14 protein-coding genes are annotated in these 15,589 nt (G+C 67.7%); 5 read left to right on the top strand and 9 right to left on the bottom strand.

Features of this window, described 5'->3' with window-relative positions; all coding sequences use genetic code 11:
* Positions 1-96 precede the first annotated feature (96 nt).
* Genes ACWFRF_RS20485 through ACWFRF_RS20475 form a run of 3 tightly spaced genes read right to left on the bottom strand, consistent with a single transcriptional unit; the run spans position 97 to position 4,153 of the window.
* Positions 97-2,040, bottom strand: a complete 1,944-nt coding sequence (locus ACWFRF_RS20485; protein ID WP_452451612.1) for an acetoacetate--CoA ligase — start codon at positions 2,038-2,040, stop codon at positions 97-99.
* Positions 2,037-2,783 carry a 3-hydroxybutyrate dehydrogenase gene (locus ACWFRF_RS20480; protein WP_452451610.1) on the bottom strand — a complete coding sequence of 249 codons (747 nt, stop codon included), beginning with the start codon at positions 2,781-2,783 and terminating at the stop codon, positions 2,037-2,039. The genes ACWFRF_RS20485 and ACWFRF_RS20480 overlap by 4 nt, the downstream gene beginning before the upstream one ends.
* Positions 2,780-4,153 carry an MFS transporter gene (locus ACWFRF_RS20475; RefSeq protein WP_452451608.1) on the bottom strand — a complete coding sequence of 458 codons (1,374 nt, stop codon included), beginning with the start codon at positions 4,151-4,153 and terminating at the stop codon, positions 2,780-2,782. Before ACWFRF_RS20475 ends, ACWFRF_RS20480 begins: the two co-directional genes overlap by 4 nt.
* 99 nt (positions 4,154-4,252) lie before the next feature.
* Here ACWFRF_RS20475 and ACWFRF_RS20470 point away from each other — a divergent pair, with 99 nt between their 5' ends.
* On the top strand, positions 4,253-5,221 hold the full coding sequence (locus ACWFRF_RS20470; protein WP_452451606.1) for a LysR family transcriptional regulator: 969 nt from the start codon (positions 4,253-4,255) through the stop codon (positions 5,219-5,221).
* A gap of 21 nt (positions 5,222-5,242) precedes the next feature.
* On the opposite strand, the gene ACWFRF_RS20465 is transcribed toward ACWFRF_RS20470, so the two are convergent.
* Positions 5,243-6,685 (bottom strand): MFS transporter, encoded by a 1,443-nt coding sequence (locus tag ACWFRF_RS20465; protein ID WP_378994930.1) that lies wholly within the window; start codon positions 6,683-6,685, stop codon positions 5,243-5,245.
* Complete coding sequence (locus ACWFRF_RS20460) at positions 6,685-7,233, bottom strand: helix-turn-helix domain-containing protein (protein ID WP_379316563.1); 549 nt, start codon at positions 7,231-7,233, stop codon at positions 6,685-6,687. Before ACWFRF_RS20460 ends, ACWFRF_RS20465 begins: the two co-directional genes overlap by 1 nt.
* 134 nt (positions 7,234-7,367) lie before the next feature.
* On the opposite strand from ACWFRF_RS20460, the gene ACWFRF_RS20455 reads away from it, so the two are divergent.
* Both ACWFRF_RS20455 and ACWFRF_RS20450 read left to right on the top strand, forming a co-directional pair.
* Positions 7,368-8,024, top strand: a complete 657-nt coding sequence (locus ACWFRF_RS20455; RefSeq protein ID WP_378994926.1) for a TetR/AcrR family transcriptional regulator — start codon at positions 7,368-7,370, stop codon at positions 8,022-8,024.
* Entirely contained in the window at positions 8,021-8,863 is an 843-nt protein-coding gene (locus ACWFRF_RS20450) for an LLM class flavin-dependent oxidoreductase (RefSeq protein WP_452451603.1), read from the top strand. Before ACWFRF_RS20455 ends, ACWFRF_RS20450 begins: the two co-directional genes overlap by 4 nt.
* On the opposite strand, the gene ACWFRF_RS20445 is transcribed toward ACWFRF_RS20450, so the two are convergent.
* From ACWFRF_RS20445 to ACWFRF_RS20430, 4 genes are read right to left on the bottom strand one after another with little or no spacing between them, the layout of a single operon-like run.
* Positions 8,852-10,477: a dipeptide ABC transporter ATP-binding protein gene (locus ACWFRF_RS20445; RefSeq protein ID WP_452451601.1), complete on the bottom strand. Its 1,626-nt coding sequence runs from the start codon at positions 10,475-10,477 to the stop codon at positions 8,852-8,854. The genes ACWFRF_RS20450 and ACWFRF_RS20445 overlap by 12 nt on opposite strands.
* Complete coding sequence (locus ACWFRF_RS20440; protein ID WP_452451599.1) at positions 10,474-11,385, bottom strand: ABC transporter permease; 912 nt, start codon at positions 11,383-11,385, stop codon at positions 10,474-10,476. Before ACWFRF_RS20440 ends, ACWFRF_RS20445 begins: the two co-directional genes overlap by 4 nt.
* Positions 11,382-12,335, bottom strand: coding sequence for an ABC transporter permease (locus ACWFRF_RS20435; RefSeq protein WP_357372660.1), 954 nt, complete (start codon positions 12,333-12,335; stop codon positions 11,382-11,384). The genes ACWFRF_RS20440 and ACWFRF_RS20435 overlap by 4 nt, the downstream gene beginning before the upstream one ends.
* 6 nt (positions 12,336-12,341) lie before the next feature.
* On the bottom strand, positions 12,342-13,958 hold the full coding sequence (locus ACWFRF_RS20430) for an ABC transporter substrate-binding protein (protein ID WP_452451597.1): 1,617 nt from the start codon (positions 13,956-13,958) through the stop codon (positions 12,342-12,344).
* Between the two features lie 243 nt (positions 13,959-14,201).
* Between ACWFRF_RS20430 and ACWFRF_RS20425 the strand changes: the two genes are divergently transcribed.
* Both ACWFRF_RS20425 and ACWFRF_RS20420 read left to right on the top strand, forming a co-directional pair.
* Complete coding sequence (locus ACWFRF_RS20425; RefSeq protein WP_301907190.1) at positions 14,202-14,684, top strand: nuclear transport factor 2 family protein; 483 nt, start codon at positions 14,202-14,204, stop codon at positions 14,682-14,684.
* Positions 14,685-15,088: 404 nt separating this feature from the next.
* Positions 15,089-15,580 (top strand): nuclear transport factor 2 family protein, encoded by a 492-nt coding sequence (locus ACWFRF_RS20420; RefSeq protein ID WP_301907189.1) that lies wholly within the window; start codon positions 15,089-15,091, stop codon positions 15,578-15,580.
* The last annotated feature ends 9 nt before the right edge of the window (positions 15,581-15,589 follow it).

Raw genomic sequence — 15,589 nt, 5'->3', positions numbered from 1 at the left:
AGCGTCCACAACAAGCGTTCTTCTCGGCGAATGTTGCGTAGATCGTGACGCCGCACGCCGATCGACACCATGGTTTCAGCGCGTGTCGCCAGCAAGCTATGTTCGGGCGAATCGGGCGTACCAAGCGAGCAGTGCGGGGTCGTCGACGGCGCCGGGATCCACGACGGTCGTGGGATCGGCGCCCTGCAGGAGCTTCTTGATGGGGACTTCCAGCTTCTTGCCGGTGCGGGTTCGGGGGATGCCGGGGGCGATGATGATGTCGTCCGGGACGTGGCGCGGGGAAGTCCGCGTGCGGATGATCGCGCGGATCCCGGCAGTCAGGTCGTCGGTCAGGGTGATGCCGTCGGCGAGCACGACGAACAGGGGCATCCAGTAGCCGCCGTCGGGTTGCTCCGCGCCGATGACCAGGGAGTCGGCGATTTCCGGGAGCTGTTCCACCGCTTGGTAGATGTCGGCACTGCCCATGCGGATCCCGTGGCGGTTGAGAGTGGAGTCGGACCGGCCGTGCACGATCACGCTGCCGTGTTCGGTACGGGTGATCCAGTCGCCATGGCGCCATACACCGGGAAAGGTGTCGAAATAGGCTGCGCGATACCGAGTTCCGTCCGAATCTTTCCAGAATCCGACGGGCATGGAGGGCATGGGCTCGGCGATGACGAGTTCGCCGACTTCGCCGTGCACCGGGTTGCCCTGTTCGTCCCAGGCTTCCAGGGCCACCCCCAGGTAGGGGGCGGACAGCTCTCCGGGCCGGACCGGGACGGTTCGCGCCCCGCCCGCGAAGGCCGAGACCACGTCGGTGCCGCCGCTGATCGACGCGACCGGAATGTGCGCACCGACGTTGTCGCACAACCAGATCGACGACGACGGAGGCAGCGTCGACCCGGTGACACCGATCAGGCGCAAGGCCGTCAGGTCGTGTTCACGCTGCGGCACCACACCTGCCTTCGCGCAGGCCAGCACATAGCCGGGACTGGTGCCGAGAACTGTCGCGCGTACTCGAGCGGCGATGTCCCACAGCGCATCCGGGGCCGGATAGCCAGGGCTACCCGCGTAGCAGACGATGGTCGCGCCGACCAGCAGGCCGGCGACCTGGAAGTTCCACATCATCCAGCTCGGGCTGGTGTACCAGAGAAAGGTGTCGTCGGCACCGATGTCCGACTGCAGCGCCATCGCTTTCAGGTGCTCGAGGAGCACCCCGCCGTGACCGTGGACGATGCCCTTGGGCAGACCTGTCGTGCCCGAGGAGTAGAGCACCCAGAGCGGATGGTCGAAACCCACCTCTGCCGTCGAGAGCGTGGATCGATCGCCGCCGGCGGTGACATCCGCCCAGCTCAGCGTGTCGGACAGCCGCTCCTGCGACACCACGATCGTCGCCACCACCGTGGGCAGACCGGCGCGCAGTTCGGTGACCTCGTCGGATCGCCGGTGCTGCTTGCCTGCGTAGCGGTAACCCGTACACGTCACCAGCACCACCGGCTCGAGCTGCCCGAGCCGGTCCAGCGCCGCCTTCGCCGAGTAGTCCTGCCCGCACGCACTCCACACAGCGCCGATGCTCGCGGTCGCCAGGAAGGCGATCACCGCCTCGGGGATGTTGGGCAGGTAACCGGCGACCCGGTCCCCTGCCCGAACACCCAAGCCGCGCAGCGTCTGCGCGAACGCCGCCACTTGGTCGAGCAGATCGTCCCATGACAACTCGCTGACCGACCCGTCCTCCGTCACCGACACGATCGCGCGACGATCGGGGCGGGCCTGCCGGATCACCTGGTCGACATAGTTCAGCCGAACCTCGGGAAACCATCGCGCCCCTGGCATTTCCGAGGAGGCCAGCACCGGACCGGGGCGGTCGCCGAGTTCGAAGTAGTCCCATACCGAACCCCAGAATCCGTCCAGATCGTCGACCGACCACTGCCACAACGCGTGGTAGTCGGGCACCGCGACGGTGTGCCGCTCGGCCACGAATCGCGCGAAGTCGGTGATCCGAGCTCGGGCGATGTCGTTGTCGTCCGGCACCCACTGCGGTGCCGCTGCCACTGCGGTCATCGGGCGCTCCACCCGCCGTCCATGACATAGGACGAGCCGGTGACCATGCCCGCGGTGTCGGAGGCGAGCCAACCGACCAGCGCCGCGACCTCGTGCGGCTCGATCAGCCGTTTGATCGCGCTCTCGGTGAGCAGCACCTTCTCGAGCACCTCCTGCGCCGGGATCCCGTGCGCGGCGGCCTGCTCGGCGATCTGCTTGTCCACCAGCGGGGTTCGCACATATCCAGGGCTCACACAGTTGCTGGTGACCCCGTGCGGGCCGCCTTCGAGCGCGGTCACCTTCGACAGCCCCTCCAGTCCGTGTTTGGCCGTCACATACGCGACCTTGAACTGAGAGGCGCGGATCCCGTGCACCGAGGAGATGTTCACGATCCGGCCGAAACCCCGCGCGTACATGTGCGGGAGGGCAGCGCGGATGAGCAGGAACGGCGCTTCGACCATCAGTGTCTGCATGGTGCGGAACCGGTGGGGTGCGAAATCCTCGATGGGGCTCACGCTTTGCACGCCCGCGTTGTTCACGAGAATGTCGGTCTCGAGCCGCAATTCGACCAGTGCCTCGACCTCGATCAAATCGACGTTCCACGCGTGCCCGCCGATTTCGTGCGCCACCGCCTTCGCGGCGACTCCATCGATGTCGGCGACGGTGACCTCGGCGCCGCGCGCGGCCAACTCCCGCGCGCACGCGGCCCCGATACCGCTCGCCCCACCGGTGACCAGAGCTCTGCGTCCCGTGAGATCGGTCATGCGGGAACACCTTTCGTGGCGGAAGCGTCGGCGAGGTCGACAGATTCGAGGTCGATGCCTCGGGTCTCCTTCGCGCACACCACCGCGATCACGGTGACCGCCGCCGCGCACGCCAGGTACCAGGCGATCGGGACCGACGAACCGAACTCGTCGAGCAGCTTGACCGCGATGATCGGCGCCAGCGAACCCGCCACGATCGAGGTGACCTGGTAGCCCAGCGACACACCGGAGTAGCGCATCCGGGTCGGGAACATCTCGGCCATGATCGCCGGCTGACCGGCGTACATGAATCCATGGAACACCAGCCCGATGATGATGGCGGACAGGATGATCACGCTATTGCCGCTGTCCATCATCGGGAAGGCGAAGAAGCCCCAGGTGGCCGCGGCGACCGCTCCGGCCAGGTAGACCGGGCGGCGCCCGACACGGTCACCGAGGCGACCAGCTACCGGAATCACCACCATGTGCACGGCGTGGGCGATGAGCAGCCACCACAGAATCGTCGTGGTGTCGGCGTGCACGTGAACCTTGAGATAGGTGATCGAGAACGTGACGACCAGGTAGTACATGATGTTCTCGCCGAAGCGCAGACCCATCGCGGTGAACACACCGCGCGGGTACTTGCGCAGCACCTCGAACGGGCTGAACGAGGCGGCCTTGGCCTGGTCCATCGACTGCTGCGCGGCCACGAAGATCGGGGCGTCGGTCACCTTGGTGCGCACGTAGTAGCCGACCAGCACGACCACCGCCGACAGCCAGAACGCCACGCGCCAGCCCCAGCTCAAAAACGCCGCGTCCGACAGGGTCGAGGTCAGCACCAGCAGCACGATCGTGGCGAGCAGATTGCCCGCGGGTACGCCGGCCTGCGGCCAGCTCGACCAGAAGCCGCGACTGCGACTCGGGCTGTGTTCGGCCACCAGCAGCACCGCGCCGCCCCATTCGCCGCCGATCGCGAAGCCCTGGACGAAGCGCAGGATCACCAACATCGCCGGTGCCCAATAGCCGATCTGGGCGAAGGTCGGCAGACAGCCCATCAGGAAGGTCGCCGCACCGACGAGCACCAAACTCACCTGCAACAACTGCTTGCGGCCGTATCGGTCGCCGAAGTAGCCGAAGACGATGCCGCCGAGCGGGCGCGCCGCGAAACCGACGGCGTAGGTGATGAAGGCGGCCAGGATCGCGTCGAGGTCGCTGGTGTCCTTGGAGAAGAACACCTTGCTGAACACCAGGGTCGCGGCGGTGCCGTAGAGGAAGAATTCGTACCATTCGACGACGGTGCCCGCCATCGAGGCGGCCACGACCCGCCGCAGTCCGCTGGGGGCTTCGTCCGGGTCGTCGCCGGTCGGTCGTATCGCGTTCCGCACGCTCATCGCACTACTCCTTCGATGTTCCAGGCCACATCACGCCGTCGATGTGATGTGGCCCACAAGCCGTGAGGAGAGTATTCGTGCAGATCCATCTCGGTGACAATGGCCAGTTTCGCAGCAGCAATCTGCGAAACTGCACATGTGAGTCATTCTTCGTCGACCTCGGGACGCAGGCCGAGCGCTGATGATTTGCTCGTGCTCCTCGCGGTCGGCCGGTCGGGGCGCTACATCACCGCCGCCGAAGAGCTCGGCATCAACCACACGACGATCTCGCGTCGCATCGCCGCCCTCGAACATGCCATGGGCGGACGGGTGCTGACCCGGGTCACCGGCGGCTGGGAGCTCACCGACCTGGGCCGCGAGGCACTGACAGCGGCCGAAGCCGTCGAGGCCGCCGTCCGATCCCTCGACTCGAGCGCGGGCGAACGCACACTCGAAGGCGTGGTGCGGATTTCGGCCACCGACGGTTTCAGCGCCTACCTCGCGCCACCGTCCGCGGTGCGCGTGCAGCGCAGACATCCGGGCGTCACCGTCGACATCATCGCCGCGACCCGGCGAGCATCCACCCAGCGAACCGGCCTCGATATCGAAGTGGTGGTCGGTACACCGCAGGTCCACCGCGCCGAAGCGATCGAACTCGGCGACTACTGCCTTCGCCTCTACGCCTCCCGCGACTACCTCGCCGAACACGGCGTCCCGACCACCGTCGCCGAACTCACCCGCCACCCGCTGGTCTACTTCATCGAATCCATCCTCCAGGTCGACGACCTCGACCTGGCCCTCGCTTTCGCCCCCACCCTGCGCCGATCCGTCTCCTCGACCAATGTCTTCGTCCACGTGGAAGCCACCAGGGCCGCCGCGGGGATCGGGCTACTCCCCTGCTTCATGGCCGACCGCCACGCCGACCTCGTCCGGGTCCTGCCGGACGAGGTCCGCGTCCAGCTCACTTACTGGCTCGTCGCCCGGCGCGAAACCCTGCGGCGCCCCGAAGTCGCGGCGGTCGTCGAGGCACTGCGGGCTACGGTCCACGAACGCCGTGCGGAGCTACTCGGCGACCACGGCGCCGAGTAGACACGTTGTCTTCCGCAGGTCTCAGGCGGCTGCTTCTGGTGCGGGCTCCGGTGAAGGCAACGCGAAGCAGAGCGCCGCACTCACCACCAGCGCCGCGATGATCGTCAGGGCGCACGCCGTCAGAGCGCTGCGGTAGCCGTCACTGGCGGCGACCCCGAAGAAGATCGCGCTCAGGGACGCGACACCCACTGCGCCACCGAACTGCTGGCCGGTGGTCCAGATCCCCGACGCCGACCCCGCGTATCGCGTCGGCACCGTCGACAGGAACAAGGTCGTCAACGGCGGCTGGACCAGGTTGATGCCGACACCGACGACGAACAGCCCCGGCGCGAGCAGCCATGGATTCACATCGGTGGTCGCGGTCAGTGCCGCGCCCAGCACCGCCAAGGTGCCGACGGCGCCGAAGAGGGTACCGGCGACGACGGCGTAGCGGCCGAACTGCATGGTGAGCCGTCCCACCAGCGGGGCGACCGCCAGTCCGCCGACCGAGAACGCGACGGTCACGACGCCTGCGCGCAGCGCGGTGTAGCCCTGACCCTCTTGGAGCCAGAGAACGAACACGAGCAGGAATCCGCTGAAGGCGGCGAAGGCGACCAGCTGAACAACAAGGGCGACACTGCTGATGCGCGCGCGGAGCAGTTCCAGTGGCAAGAGCGCGCCGGCCCGGCCGACGGCATCGCGATTCTCGACGATGGCGACGAGCGCCACCGCGGCGATGCCCGCGGCCAGCAACAGCCAGATCCACGGCGCCCAGTCATAGGTGCGGCCTTCCAACAGCGGGAACACGATGGCGACCAATCCGACGGTCAGGCCGACCGCGGCGAGCCATCGTGGCCGCAGCGCACCTTCGGCACGGTTCTCCGGGACCAGCCAGGCGCCGAGGCCGAGCAGGATGACGGCCGCCGGGACGCTGACCCAGAAGATCGCGCGCCAACCGAGACCGGCGACGTCCGCGGTGACCAGGACGCCACCGAGCAGCAGCCCGCCGGCCTGCGCGAGTCCCGCGACCACACCGAATATGCCCAGGACAGTGGCGCGTTCGGGACCGCGGAACAGGACGAACAGGCTGGACAGAACTTGCGGCGCCAGGATCGCCGCGGCCGCGCCTTGGGCAGCGCGACTGGCGATCAGTTCGGTGGGGCTGTTCGCGAGTGCCGACCAGGCTCCGGAGAGAGCGAACAGCGCCAAACCGACCAGGAACACCCGTTTGCGGCCCCACAGGTCGCCCAGTCGGGCCGCGGTGATCAGCGCTGCCGCGAAAGCGAGCAGATAGGCCGTCGCGATCCAGCCGACCTGGGACGGAGTTCCCCCGAGGTCGGCCTGGATCGCCGGGAGGCCGACGTTGACGATGGTGACGTTGAGCAGGTCCAGGGTGAATCCCAGGACGAGCACGACCATCGCGGCCCAGCGCCGCGGGTACAGCGCTTCGGTCGCGTCGTCTCGGGTGGAAGTCGATGTGCTCATCAGGTGTAGCTCCCTGCGTGGCTAGGTGTCCGGTGTGTGGTCGTCGATGGCTCCGGCACAGACGCCGTCAATGCTGTGTTCGGCGCCACGTGGTCCGACCCGTCGCCGACCAAACCGTGCCGGCGCAGGATCGCGTGCACTGTCGACACGGCCGGGACACGGGCCGATCCGGCTCGCAGCAGGTGCGTCCGGATTCTGCGTGCGCCCCACTGCGGGCGGTCCAGCCGGACCCGCACCACGACGGCCTCGATGTCGGCCGACGTGCGGGCGGGGAAACTCTTCGGGCGGCGCGACCGCGGCGCCAACCCCGCCACGCCGTGTTCCCGGTAGCGCGCGAGATAGCTGTAGTAGCTCTTGCGCGAAATGTTGTATCGCCGGCACACCTCGGTCACCGTCAACCCGTTTCGGTCGGGTGCCTGCAGGATCTCCAGCCACGGCTCGGCCTCGAGACCGATCACCGCGCCGCGTTCGTTCGGCGGGCGGGTTCCGCCTCGGCGAACATGCTGGCGGGCAAGCGGATCGAGCCTGTCTCCGGGGGTTTGCATCATAGATATCTCCCGACGTGGAACAGAGCAATTGAACTTGCTGGTTCACTTTAATGTCCTCGCATACACCTCGCAACTCGGTATATAAAAATGAACCCGCCAGGCAACTTCGACCGCGATTGCGCTATGGTTCAAGGATGGCTGTAGCAACACCGCCGACCGGACAGTCGGCCTCGCGTGGACGGATCGACAAGCGGCAGGCGATCCTGGACGCGGCGTTCGTCGTCTTCGCTCGCCGCGGGTACGCGCAGGCGGGCGTGCAGGAGATCGCCGAGGTCGCCGGTGTCGCCAAACCGACCATCTACAACCACCTCAACGACAAGGAAACGCTGTTCCGGCACACGCTGGCCGCCGTGAGCGATGCGGTGCTGGCCGAGAATCTGGCGGTGGTCGAACGCTTGCGCAATCCTGGTGAGGATCTGCGCGCCACCCTGGAAGACGTGGCGTACCGACTGATCCGGTCCTGCTGTACCGAGCAGTCCCGGTCGCTGCGCTGGCTCACCTACGGTCAGGTCGCGCAGTTTCCCGACCTGATGGACGTCGTGGTGAGCCGGACCTCTGATCAGCTCGGCGACGCGCTCGCGGATCGGCTGGCGCGCTTGTCGCTGTCGGGCCACCTGCGCGCGAGCGATCCGGCGATCGCCGCCGAGCAGTTCCTCGTGCTGATCACCGGCCCGATGGAGGGCCGCACCCGCCTGGGCACCCGCAAGGTCTCCACCGCCGAGATGCACGCGGTCGCCACCGCTGCCGTCGACACCTTCCTGCGCGCCTATGGGACACCGGAGAACTCGTGAGCCACCAACCTTTTCGATTCGGCCTCGTCACCGTTTCCCCCGCCGACCCGAAGGCATGGACCTCGACCGCGCGATGGGCCGAGGACACCGGGATCTCGGCGTTGCTGCTGCCCGACCTGCCCGCACCGGTGCCCGCGCCACTGACCGCGCTCGCCTACGCCGCCGCGGCGACGACCACGCTCGGGGTCGGAACGTGGGTGCTGGCCAACGACTTCCGCAATCCGTTCGTTGTCGCCCGTGAAGCCGCCACCCTGGACCTGGTGTCGGGCGGCCGCTTCCAGCTCGGGCTCGGCGCCGGTCAAACCGCCATCGGCTACGGCGAACTCGGGATCGCGGCCGAGTCCGACCGGATTCGGTTCGAGCGCCTCGCCGAGTCGGTGGGCATCGTCAACGCACTGTTTCGCGGTGAGCGGGTCGAGGCGACCGGCGCCCACTACGCGAACACAGGAACGACCCTGGTTCCCGCACCGCCGCGGAAGGTGCCGCTGCTGCTCGCCGCGGGCGGGCGGCGGGCGATCGAACTCGCCGCGACCGAAGCCGACACCGTCGCGTTCAGCACCTTCTCCCGCGACCAGCTCACCCGTCAGGTCGAGTGGCTCGAGAGTGCGGCAGGCCCAAGGCTTTCCGGAATCGAACGGGCACTGCGCTTCAGCACCCCGACGAGCACCATCGGTCCGCCGATCCCCGATGATGCCCCGAACCTGCTCACCGGATCGCCCGCGCAGGCGGCCGACCAGCTGCGCCGTCTTCGCGACGAGTTCGGAATCTCCTACATCGTTCTCGACGACGACGCGGCGCGCGAGCTGGCGCCCGTGGTGAGCCTGCTGTCAGGTACCTGAGCTCCCGTCGACGAGGTCGGTGCCGGGGATGGCGGCCAGCAGCTGACGGGTGTATTCGTGGGCAGGATCGTCGAAAAGCTGCTCGGTGGTGCCGATCTCGACAATGCGGCCCTGTCGCATGACAGCGACGCGATGGGCGATCTGGCGCACCACCGCCAGATCGTGCGAGATGAACAGGTAGGCCACGCCGGTGTCGGCTTGCAGCTCGGCGAACAGGTCGAGGATCTGCGCCTGCACCGAGACGTCCAGGGCCGAGACCGGTTCGTCGCAGACCACCAGCTCCGGCGACAGGGCCAGCGCCCTGGCGATCGCGACCCGCTGACGCTGTCCGCCGGACAGTTCCGCGGGCCTGCGCCCCAGCGTCGACGCGGGAAGCGCGACCCGGTCGAGCAATTCGCGCGCCCGCGCCGCTCGCGAGGCGCGGTCACCGACGCCGAAGACCCGCAGCGGCTCGCTGATCACATCCTGGATCGAGAACCGCGGATCCAGTGACTCGTACGGATTCTGATAGATCACCTGGGCGCGGCGCCGCAGCTCCCGCAATCGCGCGCCTTTGCTGGCCGTCACATCGTCGCCGTCGAACACGACGCGCCCCGACGTCGGTGGGGCAAGGCGCAGAATCATTCTGGCCGTGGTGGACTTGCCCGACCCCGACTCCCCCACCAGTGCCAGGGTCTCCCCTCGGTGCAGCGAGAAGCTCACACCGTCGACGGCACGGACGATCTTCGCGCGGATCTTCGCGCGTGGCAGCGGGAACTCCTTCACCAAGTTCTCGACCGCGAGCAACGGTTCGGCGCCCAGCCGACATGGCCGGGCCCGGACACCGGCACGTCCGGGCACGCTGCGCAACAGCTGCTGGGTGTACGGATCGCGCGGGTTGTCGAGTATCTCGCGGGTCGGCCCGCTCTCCACGATCCGGCCCCGCGACATCACCGCGATCCGCTGGGCACGGTCGGCGGCGACTCCGAGGTCATGGGTGACCAGAAGCACTGCGGTGCCGAGGGTTTCGGTCAGGCTCGTGATGTGGTCGAGGATGCGTCGCTGCACGGTGACGTCCAGCGCGCTGGTCGGCTCGTCGGCGATGATCAGCGCCGGGTTCGCGGCGATGGCTATCGCGATGAGCGCCCGCTGGCGCATGCCGCCGGAGAGTTCGTGCGGATACTGTCCGGCACGGGTCTTGGCGTCGGGCATCCCGGCCCGCTCGAGCAGGTCCACCACTGCCTCCGGTGCTGAGCGCCGGGTCGCCAGGCCGTGGATGAGCAGGACCTCGGCGACCTGTGTGCCGATGCGCTGCACCGGATTCAGCGAGACACCGGGGTCCTGCGGGATCAAGCCGATCTGCGCCCCACGAATCGCGCGCAGCTCCCTGTCTCCCGCTCTGGCCAGGTCCCTGCTGCCGAACTGGATCCGTCCCGCGTCGATGTGCCCCGCGGCCGGTAGCAACCCGGTGATGGCATGCGCGGTCGAGCTCTTGCCCGAGCCGGATTCTCCGACCAGCGCGACGATCTCGCCCGGCGCGATGTCCAGATCGACCGCCCCTACCGCGCGCACCCGCCCGGTACTGGTGCGGTAGGAGATCGACAGGCCACGCACTTCCAGCAGATTCCCGGTCATCGTCGATTCGCCCACTCTCCATCGAGTGCCCGCGCGATCCGGTTGGTCGCGAGCACGACGAACGCCACCATGAGGCCCGACATCGTCGAGATCCACCACGCGTTGGCGAGATAGTTCCGGCCGCTCGAGATGAGCGAGCCCCACTCCGGCGCCGGTGGCACCGCGCCGTAACCGAGAAAGCTCAGCGACGACACCGCCAGCACGGCGGTTCCGAGATCCAAGGTGGCCAGCACGACCACCGGGCCGATGGCGTTCGGCAGGACGTGCCGGCCGAGCACCGTGTACCAGCGCGCCCCCGACGACCACGCGGCCTCGACGAACACCGCCTGCCGTAATCGCAGCACCTCCGCGCGCATCACCCGGGCGAAGCCGGCCACGCTGGCCACGCCCACCGCGATCGCCACCTTCACGGTGCCGTAGCCGAGCGCGGTCACCAGCGCCAACGACAGGAACAGCGACGGAATCGACAGCAGCACATCGGCGAAGCGCATCAGCACGTCGTCGACCCAGCGGCCGACGAACCCGGCGATCAGGCCCATCGCGCCCCCGACGACGAACGCGACAGCCACCGCGATCACCGTCGCCTGCAACGACAGCGCGGTGCCGTGCACGACGCGGGTGAACATGTCGCGGCCGAGTTCGTCGGTGCCGAACCAGTGCTGTCCGCTGGGCGGCGCGAAGATCTCCGATGGGACGCCGAGCAGCGGATCGCGGGCGGTGAACAGCGTCGGCCACACCGCGGCCAGCACCACCAGCACGAGCGTCACCACCGAGAGCACCAGACCCGGCCGGTACAGCAGGAACCGCGGCAGTCTGCGCCAGTCGAAACCCGTGCGGTACTCGTCGTCGTCGAACTCGTCGACGACGGTTCGGAGGACGGCCGCCTCGGTCAGCACGGTGTCGGTCACGCGTAACTCCTCGGGCGCGCGACCACGATCCGTGGGTCGAGCACCGGGTAGATCAGGTCGACGATGAGGTTCACCACGACGAAGACGAACGCGCCGAACACCACAACGCCCTGCACGAGCGGAATGTCCTGCACGCTCACCGCGCCCGCCATGACTCGCCCGAGTCCGTTGCGCGAGAACACCGTCTCGATCACCACCGCGCTGGCCACCAGCTGTCCGACGAGCAGTCCGACGATGGTGAGCGCGGGCAGCGACGCACTGCGCAGCGCGTGCCGCAGATGGACCCGGATCCGGCTGGCGCCCTTGGCCCGAGCGGTTTGCACGAACGGCGCGTCCAGGGTGGTCAGCAGGCTCTTCGCCAGTACCTGCGCGATCAGCGCGCCGGTCGGGATGGCCAGCGTGATCGCGGGCAACACCAACCCGGCCAATCCCGCGTTGCCGAACGCGGGGAACAGCCGGATCCGAAACGACAGCAGCTGCACCAGCATCAGGCCCGCCCAGAAGGACGGGATCGAGATCGCCAGCGGCGGCAGCGACAGCAGCACCTGCCGCAGCCAGCGCCGCGAGGTGTAGGTGGCCGCCACGGCGAGCCCGCCGCCGAACAGCACGGCGAGCACCAGCGCCGCCGCCGTGAGCTGCAGCGTCGGCGGTAGCGCCGCGGCGATCGTGCCGGTCACCGACCGGCCCGTGGCCACCGAATCACCGAAGTCGCCGACCAGCGCCCGGCCCAGATAGTCGAGGTACTGCACCACGATGGGCTTGTCGAAGCCGTACTGTGCCCGCAGTGCGGCGAGCTCGGCCGGATCTACCGGCGAAGAGTTCAGTCCGCCGCCCGCCATCGCCGACACCGGGTCGCCCGGCAGGAATTCGAGCACGAAGAACGACACGGTGTACGCCGCCCACAGCACCCCGACCGCCTGGGCGAGACGGCGTAACACGTACCGTCCCATGCCGGTTCAGCTCCGCCAAGTGTCGTGCAGCCGGGTCCGGCTCGACGACTCGAAGGTCAGGCCGTGCACGGTCGGCGCCGCCGCGAGCACGGTCTCGAGTTCCACCACCGGGATCACATACGCATTGCGCACGACCAGCTGTTGGGCTTGCTCCACGAGGGGTGCGCGCTTGGCCGGATCGGCTTCGGCCGCCTGGGCGGTGAGCAGCGCGTCGAGCTCGCTCGGTGGGAGCCGGTAGGCGTTGACCTGCTGGGTCGAGTACAGCGTGCGCAGGCAATCGGGATCGGCCCGGCTCAGGTCACCGCCCCACAGTCCGTCGAAGTCACCGGAACCGAGCAGCGCCGGGAACTGGGTGACCTGCAGCTCCTGCAGCTGCAACTCCACCCCGACCACCTTGAGTTGCTGCTGCACCAGTTCCAGCGCCGCGCGGGTGTTCTGGGAGTTGTTGAACCACACCACGGTCAGGCTCAGTCGGGTGTTGTCCTTGCGCCGGATGCCGTCACCGCCCACCTGCCAGCCGGCCGCGTCGAGCAGCGACTTGGACCGGGCGACATCCAGGGCCAGATCCGCCGACAGATCGGTGTAGCCGGGAGTCGTGTGCGAGAGGATGCCCGTCGCGGGCACGGTCCCGCTGGCGAAGACCGCCTCCACGATCTGACGCCGGTCGACCGCAGACTGAATCGCCTTGCGCACCTGCACATCCCGCAGGATCGGCCGAGAGTTGTTGAGGCCGAGGTTGAATACCGCGCCCGGGTGCGATCGCGTCAGCAGGGAGATGCCCGACGCCTTCAACCCCGCTTCGTCGGCGCGGCCCAGACCGGTGGCGACGTCGAGCTGGCCGGACTGCACACTGCCGGCGCGGACCCCTGATTCGGGGATGACGGTGAACTCGATGGAGTCGAGGTAGGCCTCGCCCTGCTTGGTCCATAGCGGCGAGCCCCACCCGTAGCCGACCCGCTTGCTGATCGTGATCGACTGGTTGGGCATGTATTTCGACAGCACGAAGGGTCCGGAGCCGATCACGCCGTCGCTGCAGCGCTGCTGGGGCGTCTTCGCGGCATCGGCCGTCGAGATCAGGCCGAGCGCGGCGGTCGAGGTCGCCTGCAGGAACTGCGCGTTGGGCTGTTCGAAGGTGATCTTGGCGGTGTGCTCGTCGACGACCTCGGTGCCGACGTAGCCGGTGATATAGCCCTTGGACAGGATGGCGAGTGCGCCCAGCTTCGGGATCGCGTCGAAGTTCGCCTTCACCACCTGCGCGTTCAGCGGGGTGCCGTCGCTGAAGGTCACGTCGGGTCGCAGCCGGAAGGTGAACGACCTGGCGTCAGGGCTCACCTCCCAGCTCTGTGCCAGCCACGGCACCGGCTTGCCGGTGGTGGGATCCTGGTCGGTCAGCGAATCGACCGTCTCGCGCAGCGAATACAGGGTGTCGCTGCTGCCCACCTGCTGCGGATCGACACAGCCCGCGTCGGAGGCGACCGAGAACTTCAGCGTGCCGCCGGATCTCGGTGGACCGGCATCGCCGCCTTGCTCGCCACCGGCGCCACAGGCACCGGTGAACAGGGTGACCACCGCCGCCGATGCCACGGCACAGCGAATCGACTTCGAACGCACAACACTGCTCACGCAAGAATTCCTCTGTCTACTGCCCGGATTCACGTGGGACTCACGGCGGGCGACACGACGAAACATTTCACACCTTGAAATACCCGGTCAACAATTCGGATCACCTCGCTCGGAATACATCGTCGCACCGAATAGTGCGGTACGCCATCGGGCGGTATCGAGCACCGTGCTAGCTTCGCATCGTGTCGATTACCGAACGGCGCGCCGCGCGATGGGTTGTCGCCCGGCAGAGAAAGGACCGACGTGACCGCTGTACATGACAATCTGCTCGCCACGATCGAAGCGGAGCGGGCGATCTTCCGAACGTTCTACAAATTCTTCCGGATCGCCGACACACAGGAGAGCGAACGGTTCAGCGAGTGCTTCACCCCCGACGCGCTGATCGAGTACCGGATCATGCCCGGCCCGCCGGTGCTGTTCCACGGTCGTGACGAGTTCACCGATCACATGAGCCGGGTGCCCAAGTCGCAACGCTCCCTGGTCGCCCATGTCATCGGGCAGGCCACCATCGAGTGGAACGGCGACAAACCCCTGCTCACCGCCTATGCGACCGTGTGGCACTGGTTCTCCAGCACCGCCGCCACCGATGTGGGCCGACCGGCTGACTGGGTGGTCATCGGGCTGGTTCAGGACGAGTTCGAGCAGTACGAGGGTGAGTGGCTCATCTCGCACCGGGATGTCCGGCATGTCGCGGGCCGGGTCGCCGCGGGCCACGGCCCGGGCTGAATATCACGGTTGCCCACCGCCGGAGATCGGGCCGGACTCGGCGACGAGTCCGGCCCGATCTCGCGTACACAGAACTTCGCCCGCAATGGCAAGGCGAATTGTTCGGAGACATCGGTGACAATATGTTCCGGTGACTTGGGAAACAATTCACTCGCTCGATTTACGACGCCATGATCGAAATGTCACCGATGTCTCCACAACACTTGCGCGACCGTCCAGGCGATATTCGAACCCTGCGGGCGTGGCAGTCGAAACCTACGGTCGAACCGCAGGGTTTCCGACGCGACTTGTGACCTCTGAATATCGCGTGCAATGGTGATTCCAGCCCGGCCGGAGAAACACGGTGGCCGCGGTTTTCCCGGAGTCCGCTCCGGTACGTGTACGGAACGAGAGGTGTCACAGCGATGTCAGAAGTCCTGGACCTGGTCGAACAGGTCGAGCAGCTCACCGAACGACTCGAGACGCTCGAGGCCGTCCGCGCGCTGAACACCTTGCGCCACGACCTACCCCGCTACATCAACGAGGGCCGATGGGACCAGGTCGGCGAACTGTTCAGTGCCGACGCCTATCTCGACTACCGCCATCTGGGCCAAGCCGACGGTCGAGCCGCCATCCAGGCGTACTTCGCCGGGCTGCCGCAGCTCATCGAGGACAACAGCCCGGCGGGTCAGGTGCTGGTCAAGCAGTTCCTGCACGGGCACGACGTGGAGATCCTCGGCGATCGGGCCACCGGAGTGTCGTTCTTCGAGGAGAAGGTCGTCTTCGACACCGAAAGCTCGTTCGTGGCAGGCAAGTTCACCGACGAGTACGTCCGTGAGGGCGGCCGGTGGCGGTTCGCGCGAATCGCCCTCGACCTGTACTGGGTCATCCCGTACTCGCGCGGCTGGCAGCAGTAGCCGACGTTC

This window comes from Nocardia sp. NPDC055165, assembly GCF_053606985.1.
The sequence above is the reverse complement of the archived record's forward strand: the minus strand, read 5'-3'. Positions and strand labels throughout refer to the sequence as shown.